The 14,935-nt window shown below is 69.9% G+C and carries 12 protein-coding genes; 5 read left to right on the top strand and 7 right to left on the bottom strand.

All coding sequences use genetic code 11. From position 1 onward, the window contains the following. Window positions 1–500: 500 nt before the first annotated feature. The 3 genes from AB0I59_RS18880 to AB0I59_RS18870 form a co-directional block, all read right to left on the bottom strand. Window positions 501–1,271: an ABC transporter permease gene (locus AB0I59_RS18880; RefSeq protein ID WP_061255743.1), complete on the bottom strand. Its 771-nt coding sequence runs from the start codon at window positions 1,269–1,271 to the stop codon at window positions 501–503. Further along, window positions 1,268–2,158: an ABC transporter ATP-binding protein gene (locus tag AB0I59_RS18875; RefSeq protein WP_061255742.1), complete on the bottom strand. Its 891-nt coding sequence runs from the start codon at window positions 2,156–2,158 to the stop codon at window positions 1,268–1,270. Before AB0I59_RS18875 ends, AB0I59_RS18880 begins: the two co-directional genes overlap by 4 nt. Before the next feature lie 701 nt (window positions 2,159–2,859). Then, window positions 2,860–4,989, bottom strand: a complete 2,130-nt coding sequence (locus tag AB0I59_RS18870; RefSeq protein WP_358134276.1) for an anthranilate synthase component I — start codon at window positions 4,987–4,989, stop codon at window positions 2,860–2,862. Between the two features lie 246 nt (window positions 4,990–5,235). Between AB0I59_RS18870 and AB0I59_RS18865 the strand changes: the two genes are divergently transcribed. The 5 genes from AB0I59_RS18865 to AB0I59_RS18845 all read left to right on the top strand — a co-directional run bounded on the left by AB0I59_RS18865 (window position 5,236) and on the right by AB0I59_RS18845 (window position 11,665). Further along, entirely contained in the window at window positions 5,236–6,855 is a 1,620-nt protein-coding gene (locus AB0I59_RS18865; protein ID WP_358134273.1) for a CocE/NonD family hydrolase, read from the top strand. Window positions 6,856–6,955: 100 nt separating this feature from the next. Continuing rightward, a complete protein-coding gene (locus AB0I59_RS18860) occupies window positions 6,956–7,159 on the top strand; it encodes a DUF3311 domain-containing protein (protein WP_061255739.1) in 204 nt (67 codons plus the stop codon). Continuing rightward, window positions 7,156–8,742, top strand: coding sequence for a monocarboxylate uptake permease MctP (gene mctP, locus AB0I59_RS18855; protein ID WP_358134270.1), 1,587 nt, complete (start codon window positions 7,156–7,158; stop codon window positions 8,740–8,742). Before AB0I59_RS18860 ends, mctP begins: the two co-directional genes overlap by 4 nt. A gap of 146 nt (window positions 8,743–8,888) precedes the next feature. Beyond that, a complete protein-coding gene (locus AB0I59_RS18850) occupies window positions 8,889–9,812 on the top strand; it encodes an intradiol ring-cleavage dioxygenase (protein ID WP_358134267.1) in 924 nt (307 codons plus the stop codon). A gap of 134 nt (window positions 9,813–9,946) precedes the next feature. After that, window positions 9,947–11,665 carry a serine/threonine-protein kinase gene (locus AB0I59_RS18845; protein WP_358134264.1) on the top strand — a complete coding sequence of 573 codons (1,719 nt, stop codon included), beginning with the start codon at window positions 9,947–9,949 and terminating at the stop codon, window positions 11,663–11,665. Window positions 11,666–11,707: 42 nt separating this feature from the next. On the opposite strand, the gene AB0I59_RS18840 is transcribed toward AB0I59_RS18845, so the two are convergent. The 4 genes from AB0I59_RS18840 to AB0I59_RS18825 all read right to left on the bottom strand — a co-directional run bounded on the left by AB0I59_RS18840 (window position 11,708) and on the right by AB0I59_RS18825 (window position 14,885). Beyond that, window positions 11,708–13,150, bottom strand: a complete 1,443-nt coding sequence (locus tag AB0I59_RS18840; RefSeq protein ID WP_061255735.1) for a WS/DGAT/MGAT family O-acyltransferase — start codon at window positions 13,148–13,150, stop codon at window positions 11,708–11,710. Window positions 13,151–13,302: 152 nt separating this feature from the next. After that, window positions 13,303–13,719 (bottom strand): DUF3592 domain-containing protein, encoded by a 417-nt coding sequence (locus AB0I59_RS18835; protein WP_061255734.1) that lies wholly within the window; start codon window positions 13,717–13,719, stop codon window positions 13,303–13,305. A 113-nt stretch (window positions 13,720–13,832) separates the two neighbouring features. Next, complete coding sequence (locus AB0I59_RS18830) at window positions 13,833–14,246, bottom strand: PH domain-containing protein (protein ID WP_358134261.1); 414 nt, start codon at window positions 14,244–14,246, stop codon at window positions 13,833–13,835. Between the two features lie 171 nt (window positions 14,247–14,417). Then, window positions 14,418–14,885 carry a DUF5709 domain-containing protein gene (locus AB0I59_RS18825; protein WP_358134259.1) on the bottom strand — a complete coding sequence of 156 codons (468 nt, stop codon included), beginning with the start codon at window positions 14,883–14,885 and terminating at the stop codon, window positions 14,418–14,420. Window positions 14,886–14,935 lie beyond the last annotated feature (50 nt).

Raw genomic sequence — 14,935 nt, 5'->3', positions numbered from 1 at the left:
AACTGGAGCGACGGCGGCGCCACCGACCTGGACAAACTCGGACCCACCTGCCAGTTCCACAACCGCGACCGCTACCGAAACCCCCACCGCTACCAGCTCCGCCAGGTGGACGGCAAACGATGGGCCTTCACCTACACCGGCCCCCGCACCAGCCGGAGATAAGACCGGTGCACTCGCCATCTGCGTACCCACACCCGGGCAAGGCCCCCGATAGGGGCGCAAGGGGACGTTCCCGCGAAGCTGCAGTGCTGTCCCCTCGGGGCTGCAGTGCTGTCCCCTCGGAGCTGTGACGTCCACCTGGGATGTGTAGCTGGTGACAGGCCTGACGCCATGAAATGACGACGGCTGTCGCCTGATCCCTTCGAGATGCGCGCTTCAAGATCGAAAGAGAAAGGGATGGTCACGCAGTGTAACCCCTGCTGCGCAGACCGGCGAGGCGGATGTACGCCGTGGAGCGGCCGGCCGCCGCAGCTGATGCGGCGGCCGGCCCTGAGCAGACCTCAGGTGATGTCGCGGCGGACGGTGGTCGCGGAGGCCACGATCGCGAAGACCACCGCGTAACCGGCGAGTACGAGGGCACCGCCCCAGGCGGGCAACATGTTCGCGTCCATGCCGGTGTCCACGTCGATGCTCATCAGCGCCCGTGCCGCGCCGCCGGGGAGCCATTTGCCCACGACCTGGAGGGCGGGAACTCCAAGGAAGATGTTCTCGATAACGTACGCCCAGGCCACGGCACCGACGATGCCGGCGATCTGGTTGCGTACGAGCGCGCCCAATCCGATGCCGAAGAGCGTGTAGAGGGCGAGCGAGGCGAGAATGCCGAGGCTGATCTGCGGAACGCGCGACTCCCCGAGCGACAGCTCGCCGCCGGCGATCATCACGGTGGGGATCACGACCAGAGCGGTGAAGATCAGTACGGCCACCGCGAACAGGGCGCCGACGATCAGACCGGCGAACAGCTTGGCGGCGATCACGCGCTCCCGGCGCGGCGTCGTCAGAAACGTACCGGTGATCGTCTGGTAGCGGAACTCCGAAGTGATCATAACCACGCCGAGGATCATCACGAAGATCCCGCCGCCCGATCCGGCCGACCAGGCGAACTGTACCCACTCCGGCGTGTCCAGCGCGGGCAGGCCGCCTTGCGGATTCCCGGCGAACCCGATGAAGAAGGCGAGGTTCACACCGATCAGAAGGAGCGTGACGAGGAGCATGACCCACCAGAGCCGCGTGGTGGACAGCTTCAGCAGCTCCGCACGCACCAGGCCGATCATCGTTCCTCCGTCAGTTCCAGGAAGACCTTCTGCAGGTCCGACCGTTCGGCGGCCATCTCGGTCAGCACCACCCGCTGGTCGAGCACGATCTGCCCGATCTCCTCGGGTTCGAGACCGTGGACGCGCAGCGCGCCGTCGTCGAGCCGGTCGACCGTCGCCCCCGCCTTCTCGAGCGCGGGTCCGAGGTCACCACCCTCCACCGTGCGGATCCGTACGGTCTTCTCGCCGTTGGTGGTGAGCTCGGCGAGCGTGCCCTGCCGTACGAGACGGCCACCCGCGATGATCACGACGTTGTCGACGGTCTGCTCGACCTCGGACAGCACGTGACTGGACACAAGGACGGCCGCGCCCCGATCGTGGGCGAGGTGACGCAGGAAGCCGCGCAGCCACTGGATGCCGGCGGGGTCCAACCCATTGGCCGGTTCGTCCAGAATGTAGACCTTGGGCTCGCCGAGCAGCGCGGAGGCGAGCGCGAGCCGCTGGCGCATGCCGAGCGAGAAGCCGCCGACACGCTTACCCGCCGCCTCCGCCAGGCCGACCTGGCCGAGTGCCTCGTCGGCCCTGGTGACCGGAAGTCCGGCCGCGACGCAGAGCAGGCGCAGATGGTTGCGCGCCGTACGACCGGGATGGAAGTTGGTGGCTTCGAGCACGGCCCCCACCTCGTTGAGGGGCGTGGCCATGGCGGTGTAGCGCTTCCCGTTGACCAGAGCCTCGCCGGAGTCCGGCGTGACCAGGCCGAGTAGGGAGCGCAGTGTGGTGGTCTTTCCGGCGCCGTTCGGTCCGAGATATCCGGTGACGGAGCCCGCCTCCACCGTGAAGGAGACGCCGTCGACCGCTCGCACCGCGCCGAAAGATTTCGACAGGTTTCGGATCTCAATCGCAGTCATCGCAGGCGATTATCAACCCGAGATCATCCGATTTCCTCCTACTTTGTGACGAGAAAAACGATCGAAAGATGTGAATCTGGGTACACATAGCTCTCATTCGGGCGACCAGCCGACCAATGTTCGCGTTCATGGTTCGCCTTCGTGGTTCGCGTTCGCGGGTCCGAGTTCGCGTCGGTCACCGCGCTGCGACGGCCGACCCCTCCGGAACGCCGTGACAATCACGATCTGGTGAGCCGCTCGCGCGATTTCCGCGCCGCCATATGTCCCCCGCCACACCATCGGCATCGGCATCGCATCGGCATCGGCATCGGCATCGGCATCACCCAACGCAGAGGGCCCAATGTTCTCTGCCACCACGAAGGTCGTCCGGCACCATCGCGGTCCCTGCCTTCCAGGCCGGCCTCACAGCGCGCGGAGCCTTGTACTCCGATCCATGTCGCCGCCATTCGCCCCAATAACGCCGCCCACGCAATGGCCCGTCTCACCACCAGTCGCTGGCCACCGGCCCCGGGTCTCGGTTGCGACCCCCCGCATGGCGTCGCGGCCGAGCGCGCCGCCGCCGGGAACGCGAGAGCCGTACCGGATCGGACGGTTACCCGCCCGCCGGTACGGCTCCCACCTCACCAGCCCAGTCACGCCGTCCCCTGCCGGACACCTGCCCGACACCTACCTGACGCGCGCGACAGACGCCCGCGGAACGGCTACTTCGCGCAGAGACGCAGGACGTTGGCGATGATCTTGGCACCCGCGCCGCCCTGGGTGGTCAGGATCGACTCGGGGTGGAACTGCACGGCGAAGCGCCGGTTCTCGGCGTCCTCGATGGCCATCGCCGCGCCGTCCGGCGTCGAGGCGGTGACGGCGAAGCCGCGCACACCGGGCCGCTTCGCGTGCAGCGAGTGGTAACGCGCGGCGACGAACTCGGCGGGCAGGCCGTCGAGCAGGGCGCTCTCCCCTTCCCTGCGCACCTGGCCCCGCTTGCCGTGCTCGGGGTACGGCAGCAGTTCCAGGGTGCCGCCCGCCTGCTCGATCATCGCCTGCATCCCGAGGCAGACGCCGAACACGGGCAACTCCCTGGCGTACAGCGCCTCGATGAGAGCGGAGCAGCCGAAGTCGGACGGCCAGCCGGGGCCGGGGGACAGCACGACGAGCATCGGCGCGATCTCGTCGAGCATCTCCTGCGGGAACCCGTGCCGCATGGTCACCACGGACGCGCCCTGCTGGCGGAAGTAGTCGGCCAGCGTGTTGACGAACGAGTCCTCGTGGTCCACGAGAAGCACGGTGTGGCCCGTACCGGGCAGTTCGGCGTCCTGCTGCCGCGCCTCCTCCTGCGGCGCCTGGCCGACGGAGGCGAGGGCGCCGAGGAGGGCGCTCGCCTTGAGTTCGGTCTCGCGCTCCTCGGCCCCGGGGTCGGAGTCGAACAGCAGCGTCGCACCCGCCCTGACCGTGGCCACACCGCCGCGGATCTGCGCGGTACGCAGCGTGAGACCGGTGTTCATGGAGCCGTCGAAGCCGATGAAGCCCACGGCTCCGCCGTACCAGCGCCGGGTGGTGGCCTCGTTGTCCTCGATGAACTGCATGGCCCAGGTCTTGGGCGCGCCGGTGACGGTGACCGCCCACATGTGGGTGAGGAACGCGTCGAGGGCGTCGAACTCGGGACGCAACCGGCCCTCGATGTGGTCGACGGTGTGGATGAGCCGGGAGTACATCTCGATCTGGCGGCGGCCGATGACCCGGACGCTGCCGGGGACGCAGATCCGCGACTTGTCGTTGCGGTCCACGTCGGTGCACATGGTCAGCTCGGACTCCTCCTTCACGCTGGAGAGGAGGGTGCGGATGGCCTCGGCGTCCTCGACCGGGTTGGCCCCGCGGGCGATGGTGCCGGAGATCGGGCAGGTCTCGACGCGGTCACCGGTGACGCGGACGTACATCTCGGGTGAGGCGCCCACCAGGTGCTCGCCCTCGCCCAGGTTGAGCAGGAACTCGTACGGCGCGGGGTTGCTCGTGCGCAGGGACCGGTAGAAACCGGCGGGGTCGGTGCAGGAGGCGTGGAAGATTTGGCCGGGAACGACCTCGAACAGGTCGCCGCGCTTGAACTTCTCCTTCGCCTTGGCGACGATCTCGGCGTATGCCCCCTTTTCCGGGTCTCCCGGGATCTCGGTGGGGGTGACCAGCGGGAACGTCTCCCCCGTCCGCTCCAGGCCCCGGGTGGAGGCGCCGTCGACGACGAAGTCGTACAGGTACTCCATGCTGGTCTCACGCACACGGTCGATCACGACCAGCCGGTCCGGCAGGTGGAGCACGAGGTCACGCTGGTCGCCCGGCCGGGGCAGGTTGTAGCGGATCGGCTCGAACTGGAAGGCCAGGTCGTATCCGAAGGCTCCGTACAGCCCGAGGTGCGGGTCGTCACCGCGGAAGGCCGCGATCAGCTCGCGGATCGCGGTGAACACGGTCGGGCGCCGGCTGCGCATCTCCTCGGGGAGCAGGTCCTCGGACTCGTCGACCGTCACCTCGACGTATTCCGGGGTCGGGGCGCTCACCGGCTTGCCGGCCGCGAGCAGGCACGAGGCGACGGCGGGCAGGACGACGCGGCCGCGTTCGTTGAGCGCGCGGGCCGAGATCCGCCGCCCCCTGGCGATGATCTCCACGCAGGGGTCGACGTAGCCGAACGCCCAGCGGCTGTACCGGCCGGGATAGTCCATTCCGGAGGAGAACGCCCCGCCACGACGCTCGCCGAGCGAGGTCACGATCTCTTCGAGGGCCGCCTCGGGCACCTCTCGCACGAAGCGTTCGACCTCGACGCCGCCGGCCGTGGTGTATCCGCTGCTATCCACTTTGTCTCGCCCCTTGATTTACGTAATGCCCCGGGGGCGGACATGAAGAAGGCCGCCTGTCGGGGCGGCCAGTTGCTCCTGCTCGCGAATGCGAAAACCACGCCGCCTGCTAGCGGCGCCACCACTGATTCGGAGTTCGCATGTCGTACAGATTAGCGGGCTCGCGCACGATCATGCAACGACGGCCCTCCCCGGCCGTGGCCAATAATGTTACTACCAAGTAAACTCGGGTGGCGAGGAGGACGAATGACGTTCACTCTACCCCGGCGCGCCGCCCATCGAGTGCTCGTCCGCCGTGACGTGCCCGTGCCAATGCCCGACGGCGTCATGCTTCTCGCCGACCGGTACGTGCCGGTCGGCGCGGTGAACCCGCCCACCATCCTCATCCGCTCCCCGTACGGCCGTGCCGGATTCCTCGGCTGGATGTACGGCAGGGCGTTCGCGCGACACGGTTTCCACGTGGTGCTGCAGAGCTGCCGGGGCGGATTCGGCTCCGGAGGGCTGCTCGACCCGCTCGCCAACGAACGTGAGGACGGCCTGGCCACGGTCACGTGGATGCGGTCCCAGCCCTGGTACGGCGGCAGCTTCGCGATGTACGGCCCCTCCTACCTCGGATACACGCAGTGGGCGATCGCCGCGGAGACGCCGGACCTCAGGGCGATGGCCACGCAGGTGACCGCCTCGTGCTTCCGCGAGGCCGCCTATGTCGGCGGCTCGTTCGCGCTGGAGTCCACGCTCGCGTGGACGACCCTCACCGCGAGCATGGAGGGGCGGCTCGGCGGTGCCGCCGCGTTCCTCGCCCCACGCCGGACCCGCCGCGCGGTCATGTCCGGGCGCCCGCTGTCCGAGCTCGACCTCCTCTCGGCGGGGCGGCCGCTGCCGTTCTTCCGAGAGCTGCTCGCCAATCACGCCGACCACGCCGACCCGGAGTCGCCGTACTGGCGCAAACGGGACTTCTCGGCCTCGGTCGGCGACGTGCTGGCCGAGGTCACCATGACCGGCGGCTGGTATGACGTGTTCCTGCCGTGGCAGCTCAAGGACTACGCGGCGATGCGGGCGGCGGGGCGGCAGCCGTACCTGACGATCGGGCCGTGGTATCACGCCGGCCTCAAGATGGAGAGGGCCGCGGGAGCGGACGCGCTGGCCTGGTTCCGCGCCCACCTGCTCGGCGATCCGTCCGGGCTGCGCGCCTCCCCCGTGCGGGTCTACGTGACCGGCGCGGACGAGTGGCGGGACCACTCGGACTGGCCGGTGCCCGGGACGCGGGCGGAACGCTGGCATCTGCAGGCCGGCTCGGGACTCTCCACCGGCAACCCGTCGCCGTCGGAGCCGGACCGCTTCCGGTACGACCCGCGGCATCCCACCCCGGTGCTCGGCGGCCCCGTCCTCCTCGGCAACTCGATGCCCAGGGACAACCGGCGGGTGGAGTCGCGGCAGGACGTGCTGGTCCACACCTCGCCGCCGCTGGCCGCGGACGCCGACATGATCGGGGAGGTGTCGGCGGACCTGTTCGTCCGGACGAGCACGGAGCACGCCGACGTCGTGGTCCGCGTGTGCGACGTCCACCCGGACGGCACGTCGATGAACGTGTGCGAGGGCGTCCGCAGGCTGACCCCGGCCGACCGGGCCGACGCCGACGGCGTACGAAGGGTCCGGGTGGAGTTGTGGCCGATCGGTCACAGGTTCCGGCGCGGCCACCGGATCAGGGTCCAGGTGGCGGGCGGCGCGTATCCCCGGATCTCCCGCAACACCGGAACCGGCGACCCGCTCGGGCCGGGTTCGGCCATGGTCTGCTGCGACCACGAGGTGCTGCACGACCCCGCCCACCCCTCCGCGGTCGTCTTCCCCCGGGTCGGGGCGCACTGACGCTCGGCGCGCCAACACGACCGTTCGGCGATCGGTGATCCTGCTGTGACACACGTCACTTTACGCTGCGGAGCGATCCCCTGTCAGAGAGGAGGGCGCGTTGGCCGCCCCGCGCAGTGACCGCAGTCCCTGGAACTGGTTGCTTCTGATACCGATCGCGATCCCGCTGATCCCCGCCCTGTTCAACGCCGTCGAGCCGCGGTTGTTCGGCATCCCGCTGTTCTACTGGCTCCAGCTCGCCTTCATCCTGCTCGGCGTCGCCACCACCACACTGGTCTACCGGATGACCAGGAGCGGCCGGTGAACACCGAGATCGTCATCTTCGCGGTCCTCTTCCTGCTGGTGAGCGGCATGGGATTCGTGGCCGCCCGGTGGCGTCGGGCGGACGACCTGGCCAGCCTGCACGAGTGGGGTCTCGGCGGCCGCAGCTTCGGCTCGTGGATCACCTGGTTCCTCGTGGGCGGCGACCTCTACACGGCGTACACCTTCGTGGCGGTGCCCGCCCTCCTGTTCAGCGCGGGCGCCACCGGGTTCTTCGCCGTGCCGTACACGGTGGTGGTCTATCCGCTGGTGTTCCTCGTGATGATCCGGCTGTGGTCGGTCTCGCACGTGCACGGGCTGGTCACCCCGGCGGACTTCGTCCGGGCCAGGTTCGGCTCGCCGACACTCGCGCTGCTGGTCGCGATCACGGGCATCGTGGCGACCATGCCGTACATCGCGCTGCAGCTCGTGGGCATCGAGGCCGTGCTGAAGACCATGGGCGTGAAGGGCGACCTGCCGCTGATCATCGCGTTCGCGATCCTCGCGGCGTACACGTACCAGTCGGGGTTGCGCGCTCCGGCGCTGATCGCCTTCGTCAAGGACATCCTGATCTACGTGGTGATCCTGGTCGCGGTGATCTACATCCCGTCGCGACTCGGGGGGTGGGAGGCGATCTTCGGCAAGGCCCAGGCCAAGTTCGACGCGACTCCGGCGCCGGGCGACGGCACCCTGCTCAACGCCAACAACCAGCTGCAGTACGTCACACTGGCCCTCGGGTCGGCCCTGGCCCTGTTCCTCTATCCGCACAGCGTGACGGGCGTGCTGGCGTCGAAGAGCCGCGACGTCATCAAGCGCAACATGTCGGCGCTGCCCGCGTACAGCCTGCTGCTCGGGCTGATCGCCCTGCTCGGGTACATGGCCATCGCGGCCGGGGTCAAGCCCATCGGCACCGACGTGAACACCGTCGTACCCCAGCTCTTCGACACGATGTTCCCCGACTGGTTCGCGGGCGTGGCGTTCGCCGCGGTCGGCATCGGCGCGCTGGTGCCCGCCGCGATCATGTCGATCGCCGCGGCGAACCTGTTCACCCGTAACATCTACCGGGAGTACATCAGGCCGGACGCCACCGACGCCCAGGAGGCATCGGTCAGCAAGATCACCTCGCTGGTCGTGAAGGTCGGGGCGGTGCTGTTCATCCTGCTCATCGACCCGCAGTTCTCGATCGACCTGCAGCTCATCGGCGGCGTGATCATCCTGCAGACCCTGCCGTCGGTGGCGCTCGGGCTCTTCGGGCGCTGGTTCCACCGGGCGGGTCTGATCGCCGGATGGATCGCCGGGATGGGCTCGGGCCTGCTGATGCTGTACAACATCGCGAACCCGGCCAACAAGCACGCGCACTTCGGCGGCTCGGCGTTCCCGCTGGAGAAGCTGGGCCTGGACACCAAGATGACGATCTACGCCGGGTTCCTCGCGTTGGCCGTCAACCTGGTCGTCGCCGTGCTCGGGACGTTCCTGGCCCGCGCGTTCAAGGTGGCGGAGGGTCAGGACGCCACCCGGCCCGAGGACTACGTCGCCGACCGGGGCGACCCCCGCGTCCACGATCTGGAGGTCGCCGGCTCCTCCTGAGTCCGTACGGCCCGCGCCCGGTGCCTCGATTCACCCCTGGCCCGATTTGAGACGATCTTTCAGGATTTCTCAGCGATTCCTCATGTGCCCTTCCTAGGTTTCCGACCTGACACCGGAACAGCAACCGGAACACCGAGGGGACGTACATGGGACACGACCACGAGGGCCAGCGGGTGAGCCGCCGCATGGCCCTCACCGGCATCAGCACGATCGGGCTGGGCGTCCTCGTGGCGGCCTGCGGCAAGGAGGCGGGCACCTCGTCCGCGGTCACCACCTCCACGGGCGCGACCGCCACGATCACGCCGCAGGCCCAGACGACCGCCGACCTGACCAGCCTGTTCGCCGGATCGAACACCTGTGTGCTCACCGCCTCGACCACGCAGGGGCCGTACTACTTCGACGCCGACAAGATCCGTAGCGACATCCGGGAGGACCGGCAGGGCAAGCGGCTGAAGGTCGCCATCAAGGTGCAGGACAGCGAGACCTGCAAGCCGCTGCCGAACGCGGTCGTCGAGATCTGGCACTGTGACGCCGCCGGCATCTACTCCGGGGCGGAGTCGATGTCGGCCGGCGCCGGCGGTGGTCAGGGCGGCCAGGGTGGTCAAGGGGGCCAGGGCGGGGGGCCGGGTGGTCCCCGTCCCAGCGGCCCGCCGAGCGGCGGGCCCGGAGGGCCCGGTGGACCGGGCGGCGGCGGCGAGGACGACGGTTTGGCCGACCTCAAGCCGCAGGACGACAAGCGCTACCTGCGTGGGGCGCAGGTCACGAACGCGGACGGCATCGTGCAGTTCACCACGATCTGGCCGGGGTGGTACACCGGCCGCACCGTGCACATCCACGCGATGGTGCACGTCGACAACGCCCGGGTGCTGACCACACAGCTGATGTTCGACGAGGACCTCAACGCCAAGGTCTACAAGGAGTCCCCGTACTCCGCGCACACCGGCAGGGACATGGTCAACGACGCCGACGGCATCTACAAGGACAACATGTTGCTGAAGGTCACCGAGGACGGCGACGGCTATCTCGGCGTCATCGTCTTCTCCGCCGACTCCGACAAGGACGGCGCGTAGCGCGGCCGGACCTCCTCCCCTACCTCCCGCTTCCTCTCGCCTCCTCGCCGGACGGCGCCCAGGTGATCCTGCTATTTCCATCCATGGCGTGATCTCTGCGGTAGTGTTCCGCACGGTTGTCTGGAGGTGGGTCGGTGGGCGAGGCGGGCATGCCGCTGTTGCCGGGCTACGAGACGCTCGGCGTCCTCGGGCAGGGCGGTTTCGGCGTGGTCTACCGGGCCCGCCAGCTGGCCGTGGGCCGCGAGGTCGCCCTCAAGCTCGACAACCGCGTCCTGCTGTCCGACCGTGACCGCCGCCGGTTCCTGCGCGAGGTGACCTCGGCCGGGGCGCTGTCCGGCCACCCGCACGTGGCCGACGTCTACGACGCGGGCGTGCTGCCGGACGGCCGGCCGTACATGGTGCTGGAGCTGTGCCCCGGCGGGTCGCTGGCGGACCGCGTCAAGGCGTACGGACCGCTGGGCGCGGCCGAGGTCCGCGACATCGGAATCAAGATCGCCGACGCGCTGGCCGCCGCGCACTCCGCCGGTGTGCTGCACCGGGACGTCAAGCCGGCGAACATCCTGATCAACTCGTACGGTCTGGTGGCGTTGTCCGACTTCGGGCTGGCCACGATGCCGGGGAAGGGCGGCGGGGAGCACGCCTCGGTGACCCTGGAGTCACTCACCCCGGCGTTCGCGCCGCCCGAGGCGTTCGACCTCACCGAGCCCACCGCCGCCGGGGACGTCTACGCGCTGTCCGCCACGCTGTACGCGCTGCTGCGGGGCAGGCCGCCCCGGTTCCCCGAGGGAGGCGTCGTCAACGTCGCGGCGATCCTCGCGCTCCACCGCCTGCCCATCCCGGAGATCCCCGGAGTGCCGCCCGCGCTGGTGGGCGTGCTGCGCGACGGCATGGCGAGCGACCCCCGGGAGCGCATCGGGAGCGCATCGGAACTGCGCGACGCGCTCTCGAGGCTCCGTCCTGACGGCGCATCTCACGAGGAGTCCGGTCGGCAACCCGGCCCGGAGTCCCATGCCTGGCCTCGCGTGGAGCCGCGGACGAACGGCGCGGCGGGCCGCGTGGAGCGGGCCCCGGAGGCCGCAGGAGGAGTGCCGGGACGCTTCCTGGGAACCACGGGCGGGGCGCGGAATCCCCATGTGACGGCCGGAGGCGCGGGGCCGTACCAGGTCGTGGGCCCGCACTCCGCGCTCGCCACCCTTCCGCCGGAACCGCGCACGCACCGCCGTTCGGCGGTCTACGCCACGATGGCGGCCGTCTTCGCGACCCTGCTCGTCCTCGGAATCGTGCTGCTGGCCCCATGGAGCCCCGACGGCGTAGGCGTGGACGCACACCCCGGATCAACCGGCTCCACCACCGGCTCCGCGGTCCCGTCCGCCCCGGCCACCGGGACCACCGGACCCGCCTCGACCGCAGGCGGAGGGCGGAACGGGATCGAGGTGGCGACCTACACGGCCGGCTGCCCCGCCGCCGAGGTGGCCTCGGCCTCCGCGGCGTGCGTCACCGATCCCGAGTGCTGGGCCGGCACGGTCTCCATCGCGGGCGACGTGACCGCGCGGTCCGTCCCCTGCGCGAAACCGCACGCGTGGGAGACGTTCGCGATCGCGCCGCTGCCCCCCGGGGCCACCACCGACGAGGACACCGTGGCGAGCCACCCCACCGTGACGCTTCTCTGCTCGAAGTACGTCCTCCTGCTGTCCCGGCGCGGCGCCTCCGCCAAGATCCCGGCGAACAAGTGGCAGATCACAGTGCTGCCGCCGAGCGCGGCCAAGTACGCGGCGGGCATGCGCAGCTACCGGTGCCTGGGAAGGCTGTACGGGAACGACACCTCGGGGAGCCGGTTCGCCCGGAGCACCTGACCTCCCCTTGGTCGCGCTTCGCGGGCCGCTCCCCGTGCACGCTCACGAGTTCGTACGGCGCAACTCGTCCAAGGCGTCCTTCAGATAGTCGATGAAGTCCCACACGTCGGGCACCATGTCACGGTCGACCACGATGCCGACGTCGAGCGACCCGTCGTAGGAGAACACCGTGATGTTGATCCCGCCGCTGACGTCGGTGATCACCGAGACCGGATAGTGGGCGAGCAGCCGCGCTCCGCACATGTACAGCGGGAACTGCGGCCCGGGAACGTTCGACACCATCAGGTTCATGGCCGGTGCCGTACGCGAGGCGATCCGGAAGGCGGCGCGGTCGGCGAGGCCGTTCAGCGCGGCGGGCATGGCCTCGCTGAACTCCAGCAGCCAGGTGGCCGGGGCCGCGGCGTACCGGTCCTTCACGGTCTTCATGGAACGGCTCACCCCGCGCAGCCGCTCGCCGGGGTCGGAGACGTCCGTGGGGAGCGTCGCCAGCGCGAGGACCACCTCGTTGGCGGGGATGTCACCGCCTTCCGTGATCCCCCTGCTGGAGATGGGGATGCCCGCGACCAGCGGCTCGCGGGGCAGCTCGTCGCGCTGGACCAGCCAGCGCCGGAGCGCGGCGGCGCACAGTGACAGGACCACGTCGTTGACCGTCACGCCGAACTCGTTCTTGATCCGCTTGACGTCGGCGAGCGGCAGCGTCCCGAACGCGAACCTGCGATGGGGCGAGATCGGCCCGGAGAAGGGGGTACGCGGCACGGCCATCCTCGGCAGGCCGGGCAGCGGCTCCGCGCCGATGCCGCGGATGAGCCGGGAGACGAGCCCGGCGCCGGGAAGCTGCGAGACGACCGGGATCTCGTCGAGGCGGGGCATCACGCCCGCGACAAAGCGCACCGCCGCTCCCGGGTTCTCCAGCACGCGTGCGACGCCGCGAGCGATCATCTCGATCGTCTCCGGCGGCGCCTCCGGTTCGGACTGCGGCGGGGCGGCCTCGCGGCGCGGCTCGGGACCGAGGTCCATGAGCGCGGCGAGCACCTCGGCGCCGGTCACGCCGTCGATGGCGGAGTGGTGCACCTTGGTGTAGACGGCGACGCGGCCGCCCGACAGCCCGTGGATCAGGTACAGCTCCCACAGCGGGCGCCGCCGGTCCAGGCGCCGACCGTGCAGGCGGGCGACCTGCTCGCCGAGCTGGTGGTCGTCACCTGGGCGCGGCAGGGCGATCTCGCGGACGTGGTAGTCGAAGTCGATCTCCCGATCCTCCACCCAGTACGGGTGGTCGAGCCGGAACGGCACCTGGACCAGGCGGCGGCGCAGCGGCGGAGCGAGATGCGCCCGCTCCTTGATCAGGTCGATCAGCGTCGCACGGGTGACCTCACCTCCCGGCGCCGTGGACGGGTCGAGGACCGCCAGCCCCGCGATGTGCGCGAGGTTGGCGCTCGTCTCGAAATTGAGGAACTGCGCGTCGAGCGCGCTCAGTTGCCGCGCCATACCTGGTCACTGCCCCCGTTGTCCGATGTTTCTGCCCGATGATTCTGTCCGATTCTTCTGATCCGCTATCACCAGTGATGGTGCACCGCGCGCGACGCGCCCCGGTGGGCGGGGTGCACCGAACGTGACCCGCCGGATGACCGGCCGGCCACTCAGAGGACGGAGGCGACCCCGACCCCGATGCCGGCGAGCAGGAGCAGCAGGCCGACTCCGAGGAAGATGCCGCCCAGCAGGGTCCCGTTGCCGGTCGCGTTGTCGATGCGGATTCGGCGCGGATCCGCGGGATCGTACATGACCGTGACGGTCTGACCGGGGCGGGCGGCCGGCGGGTTGCTCCCGAAACGGCTCTGCGTCTCCACCTCCTGGCCGTACGCCGTCATGAACCGCACGATCGGATAGAAGGTGGGGCCGTCGCCGGAGTCGCTGCGGCGCAACCCGACGACGTGGCCCGGCGCTCGCAGGGCGCGTCTGCGGAACTCCCGGGCGTTGATGAGCAGGCCTGCCCCCACCAGCGAGAAGATCACGCCGATCAGGCCGAGAACGAGGATGGCGATGGTGCTTTCTGACACGCCGCGAAACGTACGGCAGCGCGATTGATTCCCACTTGCGACGGACTTGTCATGAGGCGCGGCACTTGTTCATGAAGCGCCCGTGAACCGATGCCGATCGAGCGGCTCCCTCGTCACGGGCGCAGCCGCATCACGGCCTCGGCCACCTCGATCACGGGAGTGCCGAGGTCGTGGCGGCTGAACAGGTGCACCTGATCACCCGTGTCGATCTCCAGGAGGCGGGTGGTGACCCCGTAGCGGTGGCGGGTGTCCACCCGGATCCGGTCGACGTCGTTCCAGGAGTATCGCTCGCTGCCCGCGAAGCCGGAGACGACCGTGACGCCGCCCTCGTCCACGGCCAGCCGTACCGGCGCGAGCAGGTCGCGCAGGACCAGCGCGGCGAACCCGGCCGCGGCGACCCCCGCCAGGAAAGTCTGGTAGGAGTCACCGATCAGCGCCAGGACGACGCAGACGGCGGCGGCGACCGCCTTGACCACCATCATCTGCCGCGGCACCCGCCACTCGCGCCGCGCGTCAACACCCGCCATCATCGCAGCGTAACGGGTCCGGCCGAGGGCTCGCCGATCTCGGCGGCCCACTTCGCTCACAGCCGATCTCGTCACGGATCTTCCGGTCGCTCCCCGATCGCTCCCCGATCGCTCTCCGGTCGCTCCCTGGTCGCGCCTCCGCGGATTCCCGCGCCGCGCGCCGGGGACGCGTCAGTCCGGTTCGATCCGCATCGCGGTCTCCTCGGGCGCGAAACCACCGGCGTCGGGGCCGACGTCCTCCCCGATCATCTCCCGGTCCACGTCCTCGTGAGCCCCCTCGTCCGGATCCACCAGGCGCCCCGTGGGGTGGCGTGCGTTCTCCGGATAGCCCGCGTCCTCCTCACCGCCGTACGGGACGCTCTCGTCGGCGATGTCGGGTTCGGCGTCCTCCGGAGAGCCGTAGAGCAGGCTCTTGTCGGGGACCTCCCGGCTGAGCCGCATGTCCAGCGGCTCCCCCCGGGCCATCTCCTCGGACGTGGTGCCGTACTCGTCGATGCCGACCGGCGATTCCCCAGGGAGCGGCTCCTCCTGCGGGTCGTGTGCCCACTCCCGTTCCGGGGTTCCCTCCCTGAGGTCGGGGATGCCTTCGTCCTCGGCCCGGGACCGCGGATCGGGTTCCGGTCTCGTGTGCTCGGTCATACCCGTCACCTGCCCAGCCCTGCCGCCGTATGCCTCCGTGCCCCGCTGCT

The sequence above is a fragment of the Microtetraspora glauca genome, from assembly GCF_040656155.1.
In the GTDB taxonomy this organism is placed as follows: domain Bacteria; phylum Actinomycetota; class Actinomycetes; order Streptosporangiales; family Streptosporangiaceae; genus Microtetraspora; species Microtetraspora glauca.
This window is presented reverse-complemented; position numbering and strand designations above follow the sequence as displayed.